Annotated in this window: 16 protein-coding genes; 9 read left to right on the forward strand and 7 right to left on the reverse strand. The window is 33.3% G+C overall.

Annotation, left to right across the window (positions count from 1 at the left end; translation table 11 throughout):
• Positions 1–44: 44 nt before the first annotated feature.
• Genes HCB49_RS00345 through HCB49_RS00360 form a run of 4 tightly spaced genes read right to left on the reverse strand, consistent with a single transcriptional unit; the run spans position 45 to position 3,395 of the window.
• Positions 45–1,358 carry a PTS sugar transporter subunit IIC gene (locus tag HCB49_RS00345; protein ID WP_008946715.1) on the reverse strand — a complete coding sequence of 438 codons (1,314 nt, stop codon included), beginning with the start codon at positions 1,356–1,358 and terminating at the stop codon, positions 45–47.
• A gap of 4 nt (positions 1,359–1,362) precedes the next feature.
• On the reverse strand, positions 1,363–1,653 hold the full coding sequence (locus HCB49_RS00350) for a PTS sugar transporter subunit IIB (RefSeq protein ID WP_003722919.1): 291 nt from the start codon (positions 1,651–1,653) through the stop codon (positions 1,363–1,365).
• Positions 1,654–1,669: 16 nt separating this feature from the next.
• On the reverse strand, positions 1,670–3,061 hold the full coding sequence (locus HCB49_RS00355; protein WP_185603725.1) for a glycoside hydrolase family 1 protein: 1,392 nt from the start codon (positions 3,059–3,061) through the stop codon (positions 1,670–1,672).
• Positions 3,054–3,395 (reverse strand): PTS sugar transporter subunit IIA, encoded by a 342-nt coding sequence (locus tag HCB49_RS00360; RefSeq protein WP_003722921.1) that lies wholly within the window; start codon positions 3,393–3,395, stop codon positions 3,054–3,056. Before HCB49_RS00360 ends, HCB49_RS00355 begins: the two co-directional genes overlap by 8 nt.
• Positions 3,396–3,615: 220 nt before the next feature.
• Here HCB49_RS00360 and HCB49_RS00365 point away from each other — a divergent pair, with 220 nt between their 5' ends.
• The 8 genes from HCB49_RS00365 (at position 3,616) to HCB49_RS00400 (ending at position 17,496) form a co-directional block, all read left to right on the forward strand.
• Positions 3,616–6,192, forward strand: coding sequence for a type I restriction-modification system subunit M (locus tag HCB49_RS00365; RefSeq protein ID WP_185603727.1), 2,577 nt, complete (start codon positions 3,616–3,618; stop codon positions 6,190–6,192).
• Entirely contained in the window at positions 6,193–7,368 is a 1,176-nt protein-coding gene (locus tag HCB49_RS14420) for a restriction endonuclease subunit S (protein ID WP_185603729.1), read from the forward strand. It abuts the gene before it with no gap.
• Between the two features lie 15 nt (positions 7,369–7,383).
• The gene (locus HCB49_RS00375) at positions 7,384–10,491 is read left to right on the forward strand and encodes a type I restriction endonuclease subunit R (RefSeq protein WP_185603730.1); all 3,108 of its coding nucleotides are present in this window, start codon (positions 7,384–7,386) and stop codon (positions 10,489–10,491) included.
• 54 nt (positions 10,492–10,545) lie between these two features.
• Positions 10,546–11,505: a restriction endonuclease gene (locus HCB49_RS00380; protein ID WP_009924159.1), complete on the forward strand. Its 960-nt coding sequence runs from the start codon at positions 10,546–10,548 to the stop codon at positions 11,503–11,505.
• 46 nt (positions 11,506–11,551) lie between these two features.
• Positions 11,552–15,160 carry a DEAD/DEAH box helicase gene (locus HCB49_RS00385; RefSeq protein ID WP_185603732.1) on the forward strand — a complete coding sequence of 1,203 codons (3,609 nt, stop codon included), beginning with the start codon at positions 11,552–11,554 and terminating at the stop codon, positions 15,158–15,160.
• 179 nt (positions 15,161–15,339) lie between these two features.
• Positions 15,340–15,939, forward strand: a complete 600-nt coding sequence (locus HCB49_RS00390; protein ID WP_185603734.1) for a hypothetical protein — start codon at positions 15,340–15,342, stop codon at positions 15,937–15,939.
• Positions 15,940–15,998: 59 nt separating this feature from the next.
• Positions 15,999–16,712 carry a hypothetical protein gene (locus tag HCB49_RS00395; RefSeq protein ID WP_185603736.1) on the forward strand — a complete coding sequence of 238 codons (714 nt, stop codon included), beginning with the start codon at positions 15,999–16,001 and terminating at the stop codon, positions 16,710–16,712.
• Between the two features lie 196 nt (positions 16,713–16,908).
• Positions 16,909–17,496 carry a hypothetical protein gene (locus HCB49_RS00400; RefSeq protein ID WP_185603737.1) on the forward strand — a complete coding sequence of 196 codons (588 nt, stop codon included), beginning with the start codon at positions 16,909–16,911 and terminating at the stop codon, positions 17,494–17,496.
• 128 nt (positions 17,497–17,624) lie between these two features.
• On the opposite strand, the gene HCB49_RS00405 is transcribed toward HCB49_RS00400, so the two are convergent.
• The 3 genes from HCB49_RS00405 to HCB49_RS00415 are packed head-to-tail and all read right to left on the reverse strand — an operon-like array spanning position 17,625 to position 20,876.
• Positions 17,625–18,824, reverse strand: coding sequence for an MFS transporter (locus HCB49_RS00405; RefSeq protein ID WP_185603739.1), 1,200 nt, complete (start codon positions 18,822–18,824; stop codon positions 17,625–17,627).
• A gap of 14 nt (positions 18,825–18,838) precedes the next feature.
• Positions 18,839–19,822 (reverse strand): hypothetical protein, encoded by a 984-nt coding sequence (locus HCB49_RS00410; protein WP_070285156.1) that lies wholly within the window; start codon positions 19,820–19,822, stop codon positions 18,839–18,841.
• A 4-nt stretch (positions 19,823–19,826) separates the two neighbouring features.
• On the reverse strand, positions 19,827–20,876 hold the full coding sequence (locus HCB49_RS00415) for a HesA/MoeB/ThiF family protein (RefSeq protein WP_185603741.1): 1,050 nt from the start codon (positions 20,874–20,876) through the stop codon (positions 19,827–19,829).
• Positions 20,877–21,186: 310 nt separating this feature from the next.
• Between HCB49_RS00415 and HCB49_RS00420 the strand changes: the two genes are divergently transcribed.
• A complete protein-coding gene (locus HCB49_RS00420) occupies positions 21,187–22,077 on the forward strand; it encodes a helix-turn-helix domain-containing protein (protein WP_185603743.1) in 891 nt (296 codons plus the stop codon).
• Positions 22,078–22,106 lie beyond the last annotated feature (29 nt).

The raw sequence follows: 22,106 nt of genomic DNA on the forward strand, positions 1-22,106 counted from the left end.
GAAAGAGACGAGTTTTTTTGTCCCAATCTCTATTTAAGTGGCTATTAATTAGCAGCGATGTTTTCGTCTTCGGCTTCTTTTTCTAAAGCGACGAGATTTTTCTCATAAACTTTTAGGAATGGGTAGTACATTAGGCCGTTTAAGAAAATCAAGATGAATACGAGAACGATGGCTCGCCAGTCCATGGTAGATAGAAAGGCTCCAATTGGCGCGGGCATTTGCCAAGAGAAGACGGCGAACGTTTTTCCGACAATCCCGAAATACATACAAAGATACGTGATAACGCCATTAAAGACGGATGTGAAAATGAACGGGAAGAAGAAAATCGGATTCAGCATTAGTGGTGTTCCGAAAATCAGCGGCTCAGAAATTCCGAATATCGAAGGTAAGAAGCCGACTTTCCCGACGGTGCTTAGTTGTTTGGACTTGGATCGCATCATTAAAAAGGCAAGTGCGAGAACGGAACCAGAACCACCAATGATAACGAAATATGTCCAGAATGGTGTCGTGAAAATATTCGTCAAATCTTGACCAGCCATTTTTTCAGCGGCGTTGATTGAAAGGTTTCCGTCACGAATTGGGCCTAGAATTCCGGCAAGTGCGGCATCGTGCACACCGAAGAACCAGAATAGGTGAACTAGGAAAATACTTAGAATCGTGAATGGTAAGCTATCGGCTGCTTTGAAGCTCGGCGCCATTTTTTCATATAAGAATTGGATGGCTGTTGTGTCTAGTAGGTTGAAAATGATAAAGATAATCGAGAAAAAGGTCATTAAAATAATACCAGGAACTAAGGCTGCGAATGTCTCAGATAGTGAAGCTGGAACGCTATCGGGCATGGTTATTCGACCAACGTTTTTCTTGCGCATCCAATGATAACCTTCTACGGTAACGATGGCAACGAAAATCGAGAGTAATATTCCGCGTCCATCAAGGAAACTGATGTCGACTTCTTTGCCGTCCCAACCCATTTTGATTGGATTAAGTACGAGCATAAAGAAACCGGCGATAGAAAACATGAGTGGGCGTAAGAAATCTTCGTGATAGTGTTTGCATAAATAATACGTGATACCGACGCAAATATATAACGACATGGCGCCAAGTGTAATTCCGCTAATCCAATTTAGGATTAAATCATATTTTTCAGCGAAGTTAGCCCAGGCAAGCAGGAAGCCGTTTTTCGTATCATCTGTTACTGGAGCCGCTTTCAAAATAATCGGAATCGAACCAAACAATGTAATTGGCAGCATGGACATAAAGGCATCTCTGGTTGCTTTCAAATGGCGTTGCTGGCTAAGTTTGTTAGCCAGCGGGGAAATATATTGATCCATTTTTTCGCTAATGGTATTAAATCGCATGTTTTTATCCTCCTATTAATTTCTGGATGTCTTCGTAAACCCCTTTGCCGTCCATGATGCCGTATTTTACTGGCGAAATGGCATGGACTGGGACGCTGACGGCCTGTTTAATTTGTGGCATAAGGAAACGGATTTGAGGGCCGATAAGAACAAGATCGACACCATCCAAATAATCGGTATACTCGGATTCACTATAAGCAGTGACGTTTAATGTGTTGCCAGAAGCGGCTTCGATTTTTTTCGCAAGCATTCCTGTAGACATACCAGCATTACAAACTAACATGATATTTTTCATTTTCCTGCTCCTTTTTTTAAAATTCTCTTCGTTTGATGAGTTTTCCCTGACTTTCAATCATTTCTTTGAACCAGTAGTAGGAAGCTTTTGGTTTTCTGATTTGGTTGTTTTCGAAATCAACTGCCACAAGTCCGTAACGCTTTTCGACACCATTTTTCCAAGAATAAAGGTCGAACGGAGACCAAGCGTAGTAGCCGCGAACATCACAACCAGCATCGATTGCGTTGAAAATGGCGTTAATATGGTCGTTCATAAAGGCGATTCGGTAGGCATCATCTACTTGTGGCACTGAAACATCTTCGCGAACACCAATGCCGTTTTCCGTCACATAAAGTGGTAATTGATAGCGTTCGTAAGCCTCGATTAAGCCATCTTGTAAGCCTTTTGGATAAATTTCTGTGTCCCATTCGGTCGTTTCGTTGGCGGGATCTTTCACTTGTTCGAACCAGTTTTTGATGAGAACTTTACTTTCTCCTTTTTTACCGCTGTGGTTAAATTGTAGCTGTGTTTCGCCGCCAGTGTAAGGTTTAACGAGCGTGCGCGAATAGTAATTTAAGCCGATGAAATCGACGGTGTTTTGTTTAATTGTTTGTAGTTCGTCTGTTTTCATAAAGCTGATGTCGTGCGATTTTGCTAGTTCAGCAATGAGATCGACTGGAAATTCGCCAAGTGCGGCTGTGTCGAGAATCCAGTTGTTGCAATAGTTATCAGCGTAGCGCATTGCGATTTTCGTTTCGATACTTTCATCGACACCGTTCACCGGCGTGTAGCTGTGAACAATGCCAATTTGCCCTGGATAGCCACCTTCTTTAAAAGCCTTCACACCTAAAGCACTCGCATACATCACATTATAAGCGGCAATCATCGTTTTTTGCGTATCTTGATAACCGGGCGGGTAGTTGCCGATTTTATATCCGTTAGCAACAAACCATTTCGGTTCGTTAAAAGTGGTCCAATTCGTGATTTTATCGCCAAAATGGTCATAACAAACCTTGGCATAATGCTCGAATGCAGCACAAACATCATGATCCAACCAGCCACCAGTTTCTTCCCAATATTGCGGCAAATCCCAATGATAAAGTGTCACAAACGGCTCAATATCATATTTTTTACACGCATCTAATAAATTTTGGTAAAATTCAATCCCTTTTAAGTTGATATCACCTTGCCTATTTTTAATAATTCGCGGCCAAGATAAGGAAAAACGATAGGAATTTTGCCCGCCTTCTTTCATCATCCGAATGTCTTCCTCATAGCGGTGGTAGTGATCGCTCGCCACATCGCCATTCTCAAGACCTGCTTCGTGCAAGTAGTAGTCCCACATCGATTCCGCCTTGCCATCCACATTCCAAGCACCTTCACATTGATAAGAGGCCGTTGCACCTCCCCATAAAAAGTTATTATTCATTCGATAAACTCCATTTCCATTGATAAATTTCTCCAAGTTCCCGAATCATTTCCACGGCAATATCCGTAGAAGACAAGTGACCCTCCGCATGAACAAGCAGTAAATCCACCTCTCTCATTCGGTTCTCTGAAGATAGTTTTCGTAAAAGTTCCGCGTGCGCTCGGTGCGCCAGTTTAATCTCATCTTTCGCTTCAGTAATTTTCTGCGTGAAAGCTTCGATGTTTTGCTGTTTAACTTCTTTCAGTGCCTCAAAAGCACAACTTTTCGCATTCCCGGCGTGTAAGATGATCGCCATGGAATCGAGTTCTGTTGTTAGTTCGTTGCTATCTGTCACGTAAAGACCTCCTTTTGATTTGTATTTACTATAGCTGGAAAAATGGGGGAGGTGAAATTATTATTTTCCACTTTGGAAGTGGAAATTGGTTTTTTAGGATAATATAAATAAAGTGGCTCTTATAGGTATAAAGATGGTAAAATATAATTATGTAAATTGAAAATAAAAAACAGAAAAATATTTTATATAAACTAGATATTAATGTAGTGGGGGATAAATAATGATTACATCCGATGAAATTAAACGTAGACTGTGGGACGGAGCAAATGAACTCCGTGGTTCCATGGATGCGAGTCGTTATAAAGATTACATGCTAGGATTAATGTTTTACAAATTTCTAAGTGATAAGACATTAGAAACATATAAATCAATAGCGGGTAAAGGACAGTTATCTGAAGCGGAACTAGTAGAAGAATATGTCAAAGATAGAGCGTATCATGGCGAAAATTTAGATAAAATGATTCAAAGTATTTTACGCTATTTTGTGCTACCAGAACATCTATATCAAACATGGTTAAAAGATATTGCTATCGGTGAATTTGAGGTCCAAAAAGTAATTGATAGTTTGAATAATTTTGAGCGAACAATTGCTGTATCAGGCGATTCTGATGATTTCCAAGGTTTATTTTCAAGTTCTACCATTGACTTAACAGATACCGCATTAGGTAGCAACTTAAATGAACGTAGTAAAAATATCAAAGCTTTAATTGAGTTGTTCCAAGATTTAAACATGGTTGCTTTGCAAAAAAGTGATGTCCTGGGGGATGCTTATGAGTATTTAATTGGTCAATTTGCTATGGAATCTGGGAAAAAAGCTGGGGAATTCTATACGCCTAGACAGGTAAGTGAAGTTATGGCACAAATTGCGGCTAAAACTTCTAATATTACTTCTATTTATGATCCAACAGTTGGTTCTGGCTCATTATTACTAACGGTGAAAAAACATTTAAAAGAAGATGTCCAAAAAGATTTAAACTATTATGGACAAGAAAAAAACACTGCTACATACAACTTAACGCGAATGAATCTATTGCTTCATGGTGTACACCCTGAGAAAATGAGCGTTAAAAATGGTGATACCTTATCAGAAGACTGGCCTGAAGATCCAAGTCGTCCGGCTGAGGGAGTGTTATTTGATGCAGTTGTAATGAATCCGCCCTATTCATTAGCAAACTGGAATAAATCTAATTTAAAAGTAAGTGATCCTCGTTTTGAAATAGCAGGTGTTTTACCACCAGATTCAAAGGGAGACTTTGCTTTTCTTTTGCATGGTTTATATCATTTAGGTCAAACTGGAACGATGGCAATTGTGTTGCCTCATGGTGTATTATTCCGCGGCGGAACTGAAGGCGAAATTCGCAAACGACTATTGACCAAAAACTATATTGATACAATTATTGGACTACCAGGGAATTTATTCACAAATACAGGAATTCCGGTATGTGTTTTGATTTTGAAAAAGAATCGAGCAATTAGTGAGCCAGTTCTTGTTATTGATGCTTCGCGGAATTTTATTAAAGTAGGCAAACAAAATGAACTACAAGAAAAAGATATTGCGAGAATTGTAGATACTTATGTGGAACGAGCTGAAAAGGCTGGGTATAGTCATTTAGCTACTAGAGAAGAAATTATAGAAAACGATTATAATATGAATATTCCAAGATATGTGGAGTCGATTGATGAAGAATTTCCTCATGATGTAGATGCTCATCTATATGGCGGCATTCCGCAAGCAAACATCGACGAACTAAAAATATTACAGACAACGGTGAAAAACGTGTTGGATAATGCGCTGAAGCCAATTCGTGACGGATACGTTCAATTGGAAAAACCTATGGATGAACTAACAAATGAAGTACTAACTGATAAAAATATTACTACTAAATCAGATATTATCCGAGAAAAATCTGAAACTTTTATTGAACTATATTGGAAGAAATTACATGAAATTAATAATATTGTAGATGTAAATCCATTGATGGAAGAAATGCTCGTTAATATTAAAGAATTACTTTCCTCTTTCGACGGAATAGATGTGTATGATGGCTATCAAGTTATTGCGGAAGTCTGGAAAAATAGTTTAACACATGATGCTGAGCTAATAGCAGGTGGTGGTTTCTATACAATTGGTCGGACACGTGAACCAAATATGGTGACTAAAGGTAGCGGAAATAAGAAGCGCGAAGAACAAGATGGATGGGTTGGCGCGATTATTCCTAATGAATTAATTGCAAAACGTTTCTATAGTGAAGAACTTCAAATAATTGAGGATAAAAAAGCTCGTCTGACTGCTGTGGAAGCAGAACTTAGTGAACTAGTAGAAGCGGCTAAAACGGAAGATAGTGAAGAGAATATCGCACTATTTGAATCATTAAAGAAAAATGCAGAAGGTGAACCGCAAGATTCATTTGAAAGTAAGACAGTGAAAGCAGAACTAAAGAGAGTAACAAAAGAAAGCTCTTCTTATGAGTTGTTGAAAAAAGCAGATGGATTAATAGCTGAAAAGTCTTCGCTAGGTAAAGAAATTAAAGCTAAAGAGAATGAACTCAAAGAAGCTGTTTATGAGCGGATTCTTGTTTTAACTGATGAAGAAATTGATGAGTTAGTATTCGAGAAATGGTTTGGCACAATGGTGGATGATTTAGTGAAGCTTATTGAATTACCGCTTAAGAAGGAACTAGATATTATAAAACAGTTGCATGAACGCTATGCCGAAACACTTGATGATATAGATGAAGAGAGTAAAAAGTTAGAAAATGAATTAGAAAAATTGATGAGTGAACTGGTGGTGAGATAGGTGTCATATATTAACAAGAGAGTTCCTAAAAGAAGATTTGAGGAATTTAATAATACTGATGATTGGGAACAGCGTAAGTTAGGTGAAATTGCGAATTCCTTCGAATATGGCCTTAATGCAAGTTCTAAAACATATGATGGAGAAAATAAATATATTCGAATTACAGATATTGATGAAAGTTCTCATGTATTTAATCAAGATAATCTAACCTCCCCAGATATAAGTTTAGATAACCTAAATCATTACTTATTAGAAGAGGGTGATATTCTCTTAGCGAGAACAGGAGCAAGTACTGGAAAATCTTATTGTTACAATAAAATAGATGGCAAAGTATTTTTTGCTGGGTTTCTAATAAGAGCAAAAATCAAACATGAATATAATGTCAGTTTTATCTTTCAAAGCACTTTAACAGAAAGGTATAATAATTTTATTCAGGTTACTTCTCAGAGATCAGGCCAACCAGGAATTAATGCTCAAGAGTATGCTAGATTTGCTTTATATATTCCTAAATTAAAAGAACAACAAAAAATAGGTGACTTTTTCAAACAACTTGACAATACTATCACTCTTCATCAACGTAAACTAGAAAAAATAAAAGCATTAAAAACTGCCTATCTCTCAGAAATGTTTCCAGCAGAAGGAGAAACCAAACCAAAACGTCGATTTGCAGGATTTACTGATGATTGGGAACAGCGTAAGTTAGAGGACATATTAGATGTTCGTTCTGGACGTGACTATAAACATCTGGATTCAGGTGATATACCGGTTTACGGTACGGGAGGCTATATGCTAAGTGTTGGTGAAGCATTATCTTATGAAGAGGATGCAATCGGAATTGGTCGAAAAGGAACAATAGATAAACCGTATATTTTAAAAGCTCCTTTTTGGACTGTAGATACGTTATTTTATACGGTTCCTAAAAGAGATTCTGATTTAAATTTTATTCATTCTATTTTCCAAAAAATAAATTGGAAGTCTAAAGATGAATCTACAGGAGTCCCGAGTCTTTCAAAAACAACAATCAATGCTGTCTCTGCTTTTACGCCAAGTTGTAGTGAACAAAAAGAAATCGGTACCTTCTTCAATAAACTCGACGACACTATCGCTCTTCATCAACGCAAACTACAAAAACTACAAAACATCAAAAAAGCATACTTAAACGAAATGTTCATTTAGAACGGGGGATGAATCATGGGGAACACAATAAAAAAAGCGTCCGAAAAAGCTTTTCAAGATAATTTTGTGACAGAACTCCAAAATTATCAATGGGATGCACCAGATTTTTTAGATGGAAACAAACAAAAAGTAACCGTGAATGATTTAATTAACCACTGGCGAGAAGAACTCAACCGACTTAACGCAGATCAGCTAGAAGGAGTTTCTCTAACAGACGGTGAATTTAGCCAAGTAATGACAAAAGTAAGGAAGATAAATAATAGTTACGAGGCGGCAAAACTCTTAGCGATTGAAGATGGTAAAGGAAAAATTGATGGAATTTATCGAGATGATAATCCGAAAGTTACAAGGAAACAAATAACCCTAACTATCTTCAAAAAAGCAGAGGTTCGTGGTGGAGAATCTAGTTATAAAATTGCGCGTGAAGTGGAAGCGCCGATGACAGATGAAAAAGGTAAGACAAGTAGATTTGATATTGTCTTACTCATTAATGGCTTGCCTTTAATTAATGTAGAACAAAAACGTGCCGATAAGCCCTTAGATGAAGCATTTGAACAATTTAAACGTTATTATCGTAACGGAGAATATACAAATAATTTTATGGCGTTTTCTCAGATGATGGTAATGACAACGGAGATTGAAACGCGCTATTTTGCTACTCCAAAATCAATAAAAGATTTTAATCAGAGTTTTGTTTTTCATTGGTCAGATAAAAATAATAAACCGATGAATAACTGGAAGCAAATTGTTGCTAATTTTCTTATGATTCCTATGGCGCACCAAATGGTCGGGGATTATTTGATTATTGATGAAGCAAAAGAAGAAGAAAATAAACGACATATGCTTATGCGGCCGTACCAAGTGTATGCGCTTCAGGCAGTTGAAGGCGCGGCATTTGGCTGGGATCAAGAAGATAAAATCCCACATGGCGGGTTTGTTTGGCATACAACGGGTTCTGGAAAAACGATTACTAGTTTTAAAACAGCGCTATTTCTGTCCACTCGTGCTGGTTTTGATAAAGTAGTCTTTTTAGTTGATAGACGCGAGCTAGATAGTAGAACAAGTGCTAATTTTAAAGCTTATGCTGCTTTTGAGTCTGTTTCAGTAGATGATACGAAACACACATATCATTTGAAAAAAGAACTTAAGTCCTCTAAAGCTGGTATCATCGTGACTACAACGTTTAAGTTAAATAGCTTAATAAAGGAATTAGAAGAGACACATGATTCTAGTTTAGCTGATAAGAAAATCGTATTTATTATTGATGAAGCTCACCGGACAACCATGGGGCAGATGATGGGGGATATAAAAAAACACTTTAAGAAAAAAGGATTATTCTATGGCTTTACTGGGACACCACTTTTTGATGAAAATGAAGTTAGAGGGAAAGTTAATCATAAAAGTGAAGTAATTAACACGACGGAAAAATTATTTGGAAAAGAATTACATAAATATACGATTGATGAAGCGATTGCTGATGGAAATGTATTAGGATTCAACGTCGATTATATTAATACGGGTGAGTTTGAAAATTATGATGCGTTACGAGATAAACTTATTAAGCGATTACTCTTAGAAAAACCAGAATTAGGTGTCAAAGAAACTACTAAATTAGTGTATAGATACTCGGAATTAGAAGTAGAAAGAATAGCAGCAAATAAAGGTCTGCTAGTTTATAACGATGATACGCATATCCCAAGAGTTGTCGAAGAAATACTTGCTAATTGGTATATGCAATCACAAGAGAAGACATTTAATGCAATACTCACAGTTGCATATAAAAAACGAGTGATTGACTATTATAATGAATTCAAAAAGCAACTACAATCAAGTGGGCAAAAATTAAATATAGCGATGACCTTCAGTTTTGGTAATGAAAATGATCCTGAGAATGTTGCTCCAGAAATTATCAAGGGAATGTTTAGCGATTATGCTGCTTTTACAGGTATTGAGTTTGTAGCAGGTGATAAAAAACATGGGGAAACGGCTTATTTTGAAGATATTGTAGAACGAGCAACTCGCGGCGGTAGTGGTCGAAATGAGAAAAATATTGATTTAATCATAGTCGCAGATCAGTTGTTAACTGGTTATGACTCTAAATATCTTAATACATTGTATGTGGATCGATATTTAAAACTTCAAGGTTTAATCCAAGCTTATTCACGTACCAATAGAGTTCTTGATAAAAGAAAAGAGTTTGGAAGTATTGTCAATTTCCAATACCCTAGAATGACAGAGGACGATGTAAATAATGCTTTGAAATTATACGGAAGTGGCGGGAAAAGTAGTTTAGCCATTGTGGATTTATATGATACGGCTGTTAAAAAGTTGAGGATAAAAATTGATGAAATGGTTCTCACATTACCAGATCCAACTGCGTGGGCAAGCCTTGAGAATGATGATTTGGAGCGAATAGAGTTTATCAAAGCGTTTAAGGATGCCGCAGTTCAGTGGAGAACTGTAGAGCAATATTATGAGTATGCTTGGAATGAAGAGACATTTGGTATGGATGAACATACATGGTTACTCTATGTTGGTGCTTATAATAACTTACTGAATGAAGAGCAAATCGTATATGAAGAATCTATTAGTACTCCGCTTCCTGGAAAAACGAAATTATCTCGTAACCAAAGAATTGACGCAGCGCATATTTTAAGTTTAATCGATTCGAAAGTTGATTCAAGTGGAGCGATGCAGTTTGCTGATAAAGAAACGTTACGCCTTATTTATGAAGATATTCAGGAGCTTAGTAATAGAGGGGAACACATTCAAGCAATGCTATTAAAAGATTTTGTCGAGCAAGAGCTAGTGCCAGGTAAAATAACTAGTAATATCACTTTTGATGATGCTTTCGAAGCTTGGAAAAAAGAACAAGAGCAGGTGGTTATCCAAGCTTTTGCTAAAGAATGGGGAATTGTAGATCAAGATGATATATTAGCTAAATCTGTTAGTGCTTATTCTGAAATGCAACCCGGTGTTATCCCTTATTTTGAGGATGTAATAGGTAGCGTTGAATATGAAATTGCAGAAAATAAGGCTGCAGGAAACCAATTAGAGCATAAGATGAAGCTGCGGGAAAAAATGCCTGAATGGATTGCGGAGACTAGGCAGAGGTATAATTGATTTGAAATGTGTTTACAATAACTAACAACAATAATAGAGAAAGCGGGACCTCATATGAATAAAGACTGGACAAAATTAAAACAATCAGCGAACGGGCTACCTACATTTGATTCCATCATTCCATATATTTTAGAAGTACTAAAAAATGATGAAGAGGCAACAATTCATACTATTAGAAATAGAGTATATAAACATTTAAATATTCCAGAAGATATTAAATTGGTCACTTATCCAGAAACAAATGATTTTATCCTTGCTAATCGCTTTAGTTTTGCGTTAAGCGAACTATATAAAGCGGGGGCATTATGTCGTCCCAAAAGAGGGATATACCAAATAACCACATCTGGTAAACAATTATTAAAAATAAACGGAGATAAACTCACTAAAAAAATGTTAGAAGAAGAGCCAGATTATATTAATTACATCAAAGAATTAGCTATCCGAAACCAGCGCAAAGGAATTTCGACAAGTGTTAGTGAAGATATTGAAAAAGAAAATCCTAAAAAAGAAGTTGGCAGCATTATTGATAATATGAATAATGAAGTTTCTATTGAATTATTAGATAAAATTCGAAATAGTGATCCATATTTTTTCGAGCAACTTGTTGTTGATTTGCTTAGCAGAATGGGATATAGCGGGGAAGGTGGAAGTGCCAAAGTAACCAGTCGATCCAATGACGGGGGGATTGATGGTATTATTAATCAGGACCCACTTGGCACTAGTACAGTATATCTCCAAGCTAAAAGATACAAAGAAGATAATAAAATAAATCGATCGGATATACAATCATTTTATGGTGCATTAGCAAGTGTGCGAGCTGACAGAGGCGTTTTTATTACGACCTCTAGTTATACAAGCGGAGCAAAAGAATTTGCTGTTAATCAAGGTATTGTGTTAATTGACGGGATTCAATTAACGGAATTGATGCTGAAGTACAAAGTTGGAGTAGAAGCTGAAAATCAGTATACGATATTCCGGATTGATAATGATTATTTTGAGTTGAATAATATATAAAAAGAAACTTTTGTGAGATGAAGACATAGCATAAGGCGGGGCAGTTATGAAAACAAAACAACTAAAAGCCATGGAAATTATTGAATTTTGGCGATTAATAGAATTTTTGAATCAAAAAGCGTTTCCAATACAAAACACGGAAGATAGAAAAGTACAGTTATCAAAAATGGAAGAGATAAATCAAAACAAGCTAACTATTTTTGAGGAAGTAACAGAGCGACAAACCATTAAAGAGAAGATTAAAGATAATGAAAAACTTAATGAACAATTACCAATTACTAGTAGTGATTTTCATATTGTAGTTGGTCGGATGCAAAGGAAAATTATTATTGATACACTTTATCAAGAATTCAAAGGTAAAGAAACGGTTGAAAATAATGCGGAAAATATTGCTATGTTTGCATTAAAAGTTAATTCAGAGGGACTGTACATTAAAGAGTCACTGCGTTTATCGCCACTATTGTGGGGAATGACGATTTGTTGTCACTATCCTGATAAACTTAAAACAAAGCTGAGGTTAGAAGAATACTATAGAACGATGGCTATCATTGAAGCAAAGTTTTTTCCTGAGGATGAAGATGATAATGAGGTCACTGCCGACAAGTTAAAAGAAATATTTTATTATATTGTAAATGTATTTATAAAGAAGTATGTTTCTACTTCAAGCGAAAATTATGAAAACTACTATAATAAAATGATCTATACTCGCTTTAAAGATCAAGCGGAATATGATAAACATAATGATATTTTGGAAGATCATAGTGAATTAATGACGAGCTTTTTTCAAAATGATTTTGAGTTAGTATTAAATAATTTAAACACAGAAGAAGGTAATCATGACTTCGTTAATTATGTTACCTCACTTCATGAGGAAAGCAATCAAACCAAGCTTGAAAAGCAGCGTAAAGATATTAGACAAAATGATGATTTATTAAAAGAAATTCTAGACCCTTTGAATGGACCAAAAGGAAAATGGCCTTCTAAGTATTCGCCAGTGTTAATGCAACAAGTAGCAATTAATGCGTATTTACAAAATGAAGAAAAAGTCTTTTCCGTAAATGGCCCTCCAGGAACAGGTAAGACAACTTTACTTAAGGAATTGATTGCACATAATGTAGTAGAAAGAGCGGCCCTTTTAGCAGAATATAAATACGCTGACGATGCATTTGATACAAAGGCCTTTAAAGATGGTGGAAAGAAAGACAGGGGCTACGATAATTATAATAGACGTTTTTATGATTTTAAAGATAGCAGTATTAATGATTTTAGTATGTTAGTTGCATCATCTAACAATGCTGCAGTTGAAAATATTACCAGGGAATTACCAGATTATGAAGGTCTAATGGGTGGAATTAATTCTCAAGAAACTGCAGAAATTAAACATTTATTTGATCAACGAAAACAGCAAACAAAACTTTCTTTCTATGTTAAAACATGTGATGATATGAACAAAATGAAAAAAAGGCTTGTAGAAAGAAAAGATGTCTATTTTACCGTACTTGCTCATCTATTAAAACATAATTATGACAACATCGGAAACAAAGAATTACTGGATGAGTGGGGATTGATATCTGCTCCTTTAGGAAAACGAGCAAATTTATCAAATTATTATTATCAGGTAATTGAGCCTATAATTCAGAGTATAACTAAGGTTGAAGAAGTGAATTATAAAGAGTTTGAAAAATGTAAGAAGGACTTTAAAAACCAATATCAAAAAGTTGTTAATTTTCAACGATTTTTACATGAAAGTACAAGAATCAATGAAAAAAAGAGGTTTAAATTAGAAGCAATTGATCGTAAAATTCAACATATTTATACTGAAAGTAAAAAGTTTTTGAACCAAATTGATTACTTTAATAAAGAGAAGATGAGATATGAGAATGAATTGAATCAATATTCTCCAACAATAAAACAAACTTATTTTCAGCTTGAGGTAGAAGAGAATAAGCTTCTTCTTTTAAAAAAGAAAACTAGTATTCTAAGAGAACAAATTACAGAAATAGCAAAAGAAATAATGGAGTTAGAAGACCAGAGAAAGATCCATGAGATAGTATTTAAGCGTTTTTTGAAAACACAACGTTTACTAAGTCTAGAAGAACTAAAGAGTGGACTGCTATCTTTACAAAAGGATGAAAAGTTAGCGATTTTGTTTGAGCAAAAACAACAAGAAGTAATTTCTAAACAAAAAAACATACTTTTCGAACAAAAAATGTATAAAGATAAGTTGGAAAATAAATTCAAAAAAGCACATCATGAAATCTTTCTATATGAAAAGGAAATTCAAAAAAATAGGGTAAGATTGAGAGAACTTAGAGAAGACGCAAAGAATGTAGAATTAGAGAGTCAAAAAGAAATAAAAGTTTTAGAGCAAAGTGGAACTATAGCTCTTGGAGAAGCGTTTTTTGCTAAACTACATGATAAAAATACGGAAACTCAATTAGAAGCTCAACTCGCAAATCCATGGGTGACAAAAGAATATGACCGAGAAAGAGAGAAATTATTCTATTTAGCTTTACAGGTGAATAAGTATTTCATTTTAACTTCAAAAAAAGTGAAGTCGAATCTAGTTAATTGGGGTTATTTGTGGAAATTTAAGAAGAATAGAGACAATGAGTTTTGTCGTTTTACAGATAATGACAGGAGGCATTGTTTTAAAGCACTACTAAATACAATTTTTCTTGTAACGCCGGTTATTTCAACTACATTTGCTTCTGTCAGTAGATTCTTGGTTGATATAGAAGAGCCGGAAAGTTTAGGTCAATTAATTATTGATGAGGCTGGACAGGCTACTCCTCAAATGGCAGTTGGCGCGCTTTGGCGGTTTAAGAAAGCTATTGTTGTTGGTGATCCTAAGCAAGTAGAACCAGTGGTGACAGATGATGTGAGTCTTTTAATGGAGCTATTCGCTAGAGAAGAGTTTTCATGGTATAAGGGAAAGATGATTTCCGTTCAAAGTTTTGCCGACAGTTTAAATTATATTGGGAGCTTTCTTTCTTCAAATGATCGAAGTGAAAAACAGTGGGTGGGTTGCCCATTAGTTATTCATCGGAGGTGTTTAAATCCAATGTTTGCTATCTCGAATGAATTGTCTTATGACAACACGATGCTTTATCAAACCGCTGCCCCTAAAGAAGCCGTTGAAAAAAATTTAGTCTTTCAAAAGTCGGTTTGGATTTCTGTTGATGGTAGTGAAATTGGCAATAAAAATCATCATGTTCCTGACCAAGCAAGAAAAGCTGTAACAGTTGTTGAACGAGCATTTGAAAAACAGAAAGGTAAAGCTGATATTTACATTATTTCTCCTTTCACATCAGTAATAAGAGGATTTGTACAAGAAGCTAAAAAGTCTTCTACGCTAAAACGTTATGACAAATCATTATTGGATGCTTGGTTTGATACTCATTGTGGAACCGTCCATAAATTTCAAGGTAAAGAATCAAGAGAGGTAGTCTTTTTATTAGGTTGCGATGCTAGTGCGTCTGGAGCAGTAAACTGGGTGAATGAAAATATTGTGAATGTTGCTGTTACAAGAGCTAAGTATCGATTATATGTTATTGGAGATGCAGAGATTTGGAGAAAGAATCCTTCATTGCTTGTTGTGCAAAATAGGTTGGAAATAATGCGAGCTGCTAAACAGGAAATAGGGAATACGTGATTTTGGGTGAAGGGGTGGCTGATGCGGAAGATGAAATGGACATTTTGAGAGTACATATAGATAATGATATCTTTGGTATCAGCTAATTATTTTGTTTCTGTTCTAAGAAAAATAAACTTATTAAACATCAGTAAAGCAGTATTCATTATATTTTTAAAATCATAATATAGGAGAACAACATGAAAATATCAAATAGGGTAATTTCTTTTATTAATATTTTTGTAGGACCTTTAATTTATGTTGAAAATGCCATAGATTTTCTTCAACTAGGTAAACGAGGAAAAAGTTTGATTAAAAATATAGCAGCATTAGTAATTTGTAGCATTTTTTTAATGATAGTATTTATTTTCTTCTATATGCTATTTGGAATAAACATTAAGTTTATTTATTATTTATTACTCTTTATGTGTTCCTTTTGTAGTATTTTCTTTGTAATTAGGAGAAAGGAAACTTATAATTTGTTGAAAATATTGAGCTGTTACTTTCTACATTTAAACTATAGATGGCAAAAATTTGAGAAAGAAAATTTGGCAAACTTGCTTATCAATGTAGTACTAACATTTATATGGGGATTTTTTGTACATTGGTTAACAAAAAAAGCTTTTTTTAGTTTGTCTATTACTAATCCAGCAATAATAGAAGGGACAACTTTAGTTTTACTAATAACAACTTTATATGCTATTTATGTTCATTTTCCACAACGAGAAAAAACAAGGAAATTTAGGAAAAAAAGTATTAACCTATTAGTAATGATAGGAACAAATGTATTAACCTATTAGTAATGATAGGAACAAATGTAGTACTGTCTTTTAATACGTATTACACAGTGCAAAAAACAATGACCGTTAATGAAATAACATTATCGGTAATTTCTTGGATGATAGCAATAGCCCTGCTATTATTTACGTTAACAGATTTTTTAACTTATTCTATAATAAGTTATGAAATACCCTATTATATTTTAAAAGAGTATGCTAAAAAGAAAAAGGTTGCTAGAAAAAGGCAAAAGCAATTTTTGAAGGCTTTAAAAGCAGAACTTGTTCAAGTTACAAAAATTCCGGAGACTATAGACTTCATTTTTTATGAGGTAAATTGGTTTTTACGTAAGAATAATTTTACTTTGAAACAATTTATCTCGAATATAATAATAGTTAGCTTTATGGCTATAAGCTTCTATTATATAATTGAGAAAGAAGTGTCGAGAGGGCCCTTTTTTAAAATAATGGAAGATATTATTTTTCCATTGTTAATTGATATAGCCCCTTTTGTCTTTATTATTATTATTTTATATAGATTTGTTTTTGGGCTAATAATTTATATTCTCAACGACTACAAAAATAAAAATATTAAGGATTGGTTAGAAGCAATACAAGTGTCTTTATTAACAGTCCCAATAATCATGATATTTATTGTAGGTTTGTTCAATTTAATCGATGCTAATATAAATCTCAAAGGTTGGGTGGAACTAAGTGCAATAATTTGGGGGATAGGGATATTTTTTAGTTTTTTACTTATATTAATCAGATATTTTAGAGTAAAGTTTCTTGAATGACAGAGAGTTAAATTAGAAGTAAAGATTTATGTAATGCCAAATATATAGGCATTGTTATAAATTAGTATCGTTCTTAGACGCTGATTTTTTATTATGATGTTTATTTTGAGAATACTCAGGAGCTATAGAATAATTGTATAAATCATATTGAAGAATCTTAATAAGAAAAAAATTTTAAAAAAAGGAGAGCAACTAGATGAGCAAAAAATGGATAGGTATTATTTTAGTAAGTGCATTATTTTTATTGGTAGGTTGTGGGAAAGAGCCTGTTGAGAACAAAAAAATTGTTGATGATAAAGAAGTTGTTAGTAGTAAATTTACAGGGAAATGGAAGTTGGAATCAGTTAGTGTAGGTGCTAGTGATGGGGCGGATATGAAGGATACGGGTTTGGCAAGTAAAATGAGCGTTGATTTGGATATAGATGCAGATGGGAATGTAAAAGAATTATTTATAGATGATGAGGTTGCCATAATAAACTCTTATAAATTAAAACAAAAAGATGGCGATAAGTATCAATGTGATGGCCCGGTAATTAGTAAAAAAGTGTATGGTTATGAAACAGAAAGTGAAAAAGCTTACGTACAAGAAGTCCTTAAAATGCTTGAGGCGCAGGATGATATCAAGATAACGAAAAGTGAGCAAAAAGACGATGAATATCATGTGGATACCAAAGAACAAAAAGATTATGTGATTTCTTTGGAACTGGAGAGTAAGAATTTAGTTTTGAAAAAAGTGGATGATAAAGAGAATATTTTGATTCAGGAAACGTATAAGAAAAATTAAATTATAATGAGTGAGAAGTGGAAGTATGTCGAAGTATTCCTAGGGTTATAATTCATAAATAAAAAGCACCTCCATTGATTTCATTTTGTATGAAGTTGATGAAGGGGCTTTTTCAGCGATGCTTAGTTTTATATATTTTCTGATATAGTAAATTTGAAAATATGTTTGTTTAAGAAATAAATAAAACTAATAAGTAAATAGGTTCCTCCAAACATAAGAAGAAAGGTAGAACTATTTAAACTGTGACTACTAAAATAGCCAAATAACAATGCTCCAATAGGCAATGTGGCTACACTTAGGCTATAGAGTGCACTAAAAACCTTGCCTAAACGTTCTTTTTGAATTAATACTTGAAAGAAAGGTTTTTGCACAACATGAGTGGCCCCTAAAAAGGTACTTGCAACCCCCCAGATAAAAATAATAAGAGATGAGTTTACAAAACAAGAGCTTATTAGCATTGTTAAGCCGAACAAGAGTGTGCATAAAGTTAGTACTTTTCCGAGTTTCATGAATTTTAGTAATAAGGTGGCTAGTAGAGTTGAGCCAATCAATGTTCCGATGGCCATAGTTGATGTCAATAGACCAAGCACAATAGCGCTTCCTTGCTCTTTTGCAATTAATACTTGGTACACATTCAATCCACCGAACATAAAATTTGCCATACCTCCACCGATAGCGATAAATAAAATTGTTTTATTTTGAAATAGTTCAACGAATCCTGTAAACACGTTTTTTAAGAAAGATTCTTGTTCGTTATTATTTACATCTGTAGGCTCTTTTATTTTTGAAAAAGAAAAGATTGCGAATAAGAATGTAATTATATTAGCAATTAAAAGGGTAATTGTTGAAAAAATATTGATTAAGAATCCTGTTAAGGCGTTAAATAAATATTCGGTACCATTATAAGCGACAGACATATATGATTGAGCATTTGCTAGTTGTTCCTTTTTTACAAGGTATGGAGTCATTGCATCTTGTATGGTATAAGTGTTCATGCCGAAAATGGAAGCTAAAAATGCTAAGATACACAGTAACATAGGACTTTGAAAATCAGAAAATATGCTAAGAACCATGAGTGCAATCGCAAATAACTGCCCAAATTCACACAAAATTAATGCGCTTTTTTTTGAATGCGTATCAATCCAATGGCCAAACAAAAAAGCAAAAATATTCGGTACGAAGATAGCAAAATTAACTATCCCTACCCAAAATGAATCGTTAGTGAGTGTTAAAATATACCAAGATAATAGAATGTAATACATGCTATCTCCGGCGTTGCTGATTAAACGGCCTAGCCATAAATATCTAAAGCTTTTATTTTTTAACATATGTTCAGTCCCTTTTAGAAATGTCTAATTAAATTTAATAAGTCTTTTTTTCTTAAATTTTGAATTTGTTGAATTAATTGTTTGTAAGATATAGGAGGTAGTTTGTTTATGTTTTTACTTAGTGATTTTGCTACACTTCTAGGAGTTTCAGTGAGATGGAAATAAGTTGAAAATGCATTTTTGTACATTTTGAAATTACATTTTTCAACAAATTCTAATATAGATTTTTTGTCTATAAATACTGAATGGTTCTGATATTCTGCAACAAATAGTATTATAAAAATTCCATAGATTTTTATATCATGGGTGTAGCCTAAATAGTAGTTGTATTTATTTAAATATTGTTTGTCCAGAATGCTATTATTACTTTTTCCGACTATAAAAGAGAGTAATGATAAGAGTATAAAGTCTTTAGTAGTAGTAATTTCACTTTTAATAAAGCCGTTTAAGTAAGGCTCTTCTTTGTATACCTCAAAATTTTTATTAATTTCAGTGATAGTATTTATTTCCAAATCTTTAATAACTTCAATGTTATCAAAGTCTGTATAAATAAACCTATAATCAATTCCATGAAAGAATTTCTCAATGCATAATAAGTCAGACTTATTTATCTTGCAATATAATTCTTCAATACTTTGTCCTGTAATGGGTGTTATTGAACTATAAAGGATCTTTTCTTCATCAGTTAAATCAAAATGCTTTACCTCATCATTAAGAACATCAAAGTTATGTATGGTTAACTTATTTTCAGATATATTTTTAGTTGCTTTTATAATTATTTTCATTAAAGAATCATAGTCACAAATATCACTAAATATTACTTCGATGTAAAAACCATCAACAAAGGTCTCAGCTTCAAGAACTATACCCATGTCATATAATTCAGAACTATCAATTAGAAGTTGTATTTGTTCTACTAAACAATGTTCTAATAAATGATACCATTCAATTTTGAGTTCTAAATTTCTTTGAGCAGATATTAGAATACTTTTTAACATATAATTATTCTCCCGTCATGTAAGAAAAATCTTCTAGTTTTTGGATATTGAAAAAATCTATATGCTGAATTTTTCCAGATTGAATTTGTACTAGATCTGTTAAATAATAAAGAGCATATAATGCAGAAATGTTTCCTGATATGTTTGCTATAGGAGAAATAATGGCATTTTCCCAGGACCACTCATCATTTAAAGAAATCATTTTAGCATCATAACTCTCTGCGATATCTTTATTAATGAGTGACGATAGTCCTTCGTCAGGGGCTTTAAAAATAGCATGGTTCATAATAGTACTAGCATAGCCTCCGAGAATCCAAGGTTTGTCATGTTTTTTTGAAGTAATATCTAGTAAATCATGGATATTTTTAGGTTTATCTATACAAGAAATAATAATATCATTATCACCTACAAGCACATCTAAATCATTTTGAATTACTATTTCTTTATGAATACTTTTTATATTGATGAACGGATTAATATTGTTCAAGTAAGAGTTTAAAACACTAGCTTTTTCCTTATTAATATCATTTTTTGTGAAGTTTTGTCTATTTAGATTAGATAGTTCAATTTTATCGAAATCAACTAAAGTAATGTTGCCTATACCCATTCTCGCCAGGCTTTCAGCGCAATGGCTACCTGTACCACCCGCACCAAGTAATAATACCTTAGCTTGTTTTAATTTGAACTGTACTTCCCAATAATTATAGTATAATCCTAATGTATCTATCCAAGCGAAGAAGTTAATATTTCTATTATAGTAATTAATCTCCTCTTCAGTAAATTTAAATTCTGTAACATTATTTTCATATAATACGCCAGCTTCCTTTAGATCGGCGCAAATATCAGTCACTACGTCTTCGGGTAGTTTTATCAATTCAGATATTCGTTTTAAAGAGTTTTTACCATTTAATAATTTAATAAATTCATAGAATAATTCCACATTATCCACTTCTATATCCCTGGCTATATTCATTTGATGTCCACCGAATCGTATTCCAGTTCGTTGTTCATTTATAAAGGGGATCAGCATTTCTTTTATACTTGGTTTTTTCATAAGTAATTCTCCTTTAAAAAAGGTATGGCATTGCCATACCTTAAAAATTTTAATGATCAGATGCGCGATTCATTTTTTTTGTAACTACTTTTTTAATTTTTTTAATTTTCATTATCGTATACCTCCTTTATTAAAATTTATTATTAATCAGTATCACTGATAATAAACTAGCTTATCCACCTAGAATCCAAAAAATTAAAGCTGTCATGTTATCAACCTTTCTTTTTTGTTTTATATTGCACTTATAATTTATCAGAGTTATAATTAGAATTATCAAAATGTTTACTATAATAACATCGGAGGAGATTATTTGGAAAGGATTTATACTTCTTTAGGACCTACTTTAAAGCTGATTAGACAAGGAAAAGGGTATACGCAAAAATATGTAGTACAAGATTTCATGTCACGTTCTTTTCTTGCTAAAATTGAGAGCTCTTCTATAAATCCAACTTTCTCAAAATTTAGTATTATTTTGAAACAACTTGAAATGGATATGGGGGAATTTGAATATATAGCGAATGAATATCAAAACACCTCAAAAAGCAGAATACTATTTCTGTTTTCTCATTTGTCCTTTTCTGTAGAATCTGAAAAATTAATTAATTTAGTTTGTCTATGTAAAGAGTACAATTATCAAGAAAATATTCAAGATATTGTTGTGACAGATATTATGAATATTTGTAATGCGATTTTATTTCTTCAGGAGAATGATGTTGAGAATGCAAGACCAATTGCTTTAAATATTTGGAATAGACTTTCTAAACAAGATACATGGTACTTATTAGAATTGAGAATGTTAAATAATATTTTCTATTTATTACCTATAGATACGGCTTCTTATATTGTTAATATGGCTTTAGATAGGTTAAAGAATTATGAAGAATACTGTGATTTAGCGCGCTTGAAGGTTTCGTTTATGCTGAATTTTGTTCAAATGAAATTATTGTATAAATCTCTTGATGAAGAATTGAAAATGTATTGCAAGAGGAGTATCGAAATATGTAAAAAACTTAAGTTGTATGATTTACTGGCTATTTCTTATATAAGGGCTGGAATTGCAGATAATAATAATTGTAGATCGAGGGATTATATAGAAAGAGGATTCACTATTCTTGAATCTATTGATCAGAAGCACATAATAAAGGAAATGGAGAAAGAGATAGAAGAAGTTTTAGAAATAAACCTCTTAGACTTATTTTAAATCACTTGAGTAATACTAGTTAATTAAAT

The organism is Listeria cossartiae subsp. cayugensis (genome assembly GCF_014229095.1).
Lineage (GTDB): Bacteria > Bacillota > Bacilli > Lactobacillales > Listeriaceae > Listeria > Listeria cayugensis.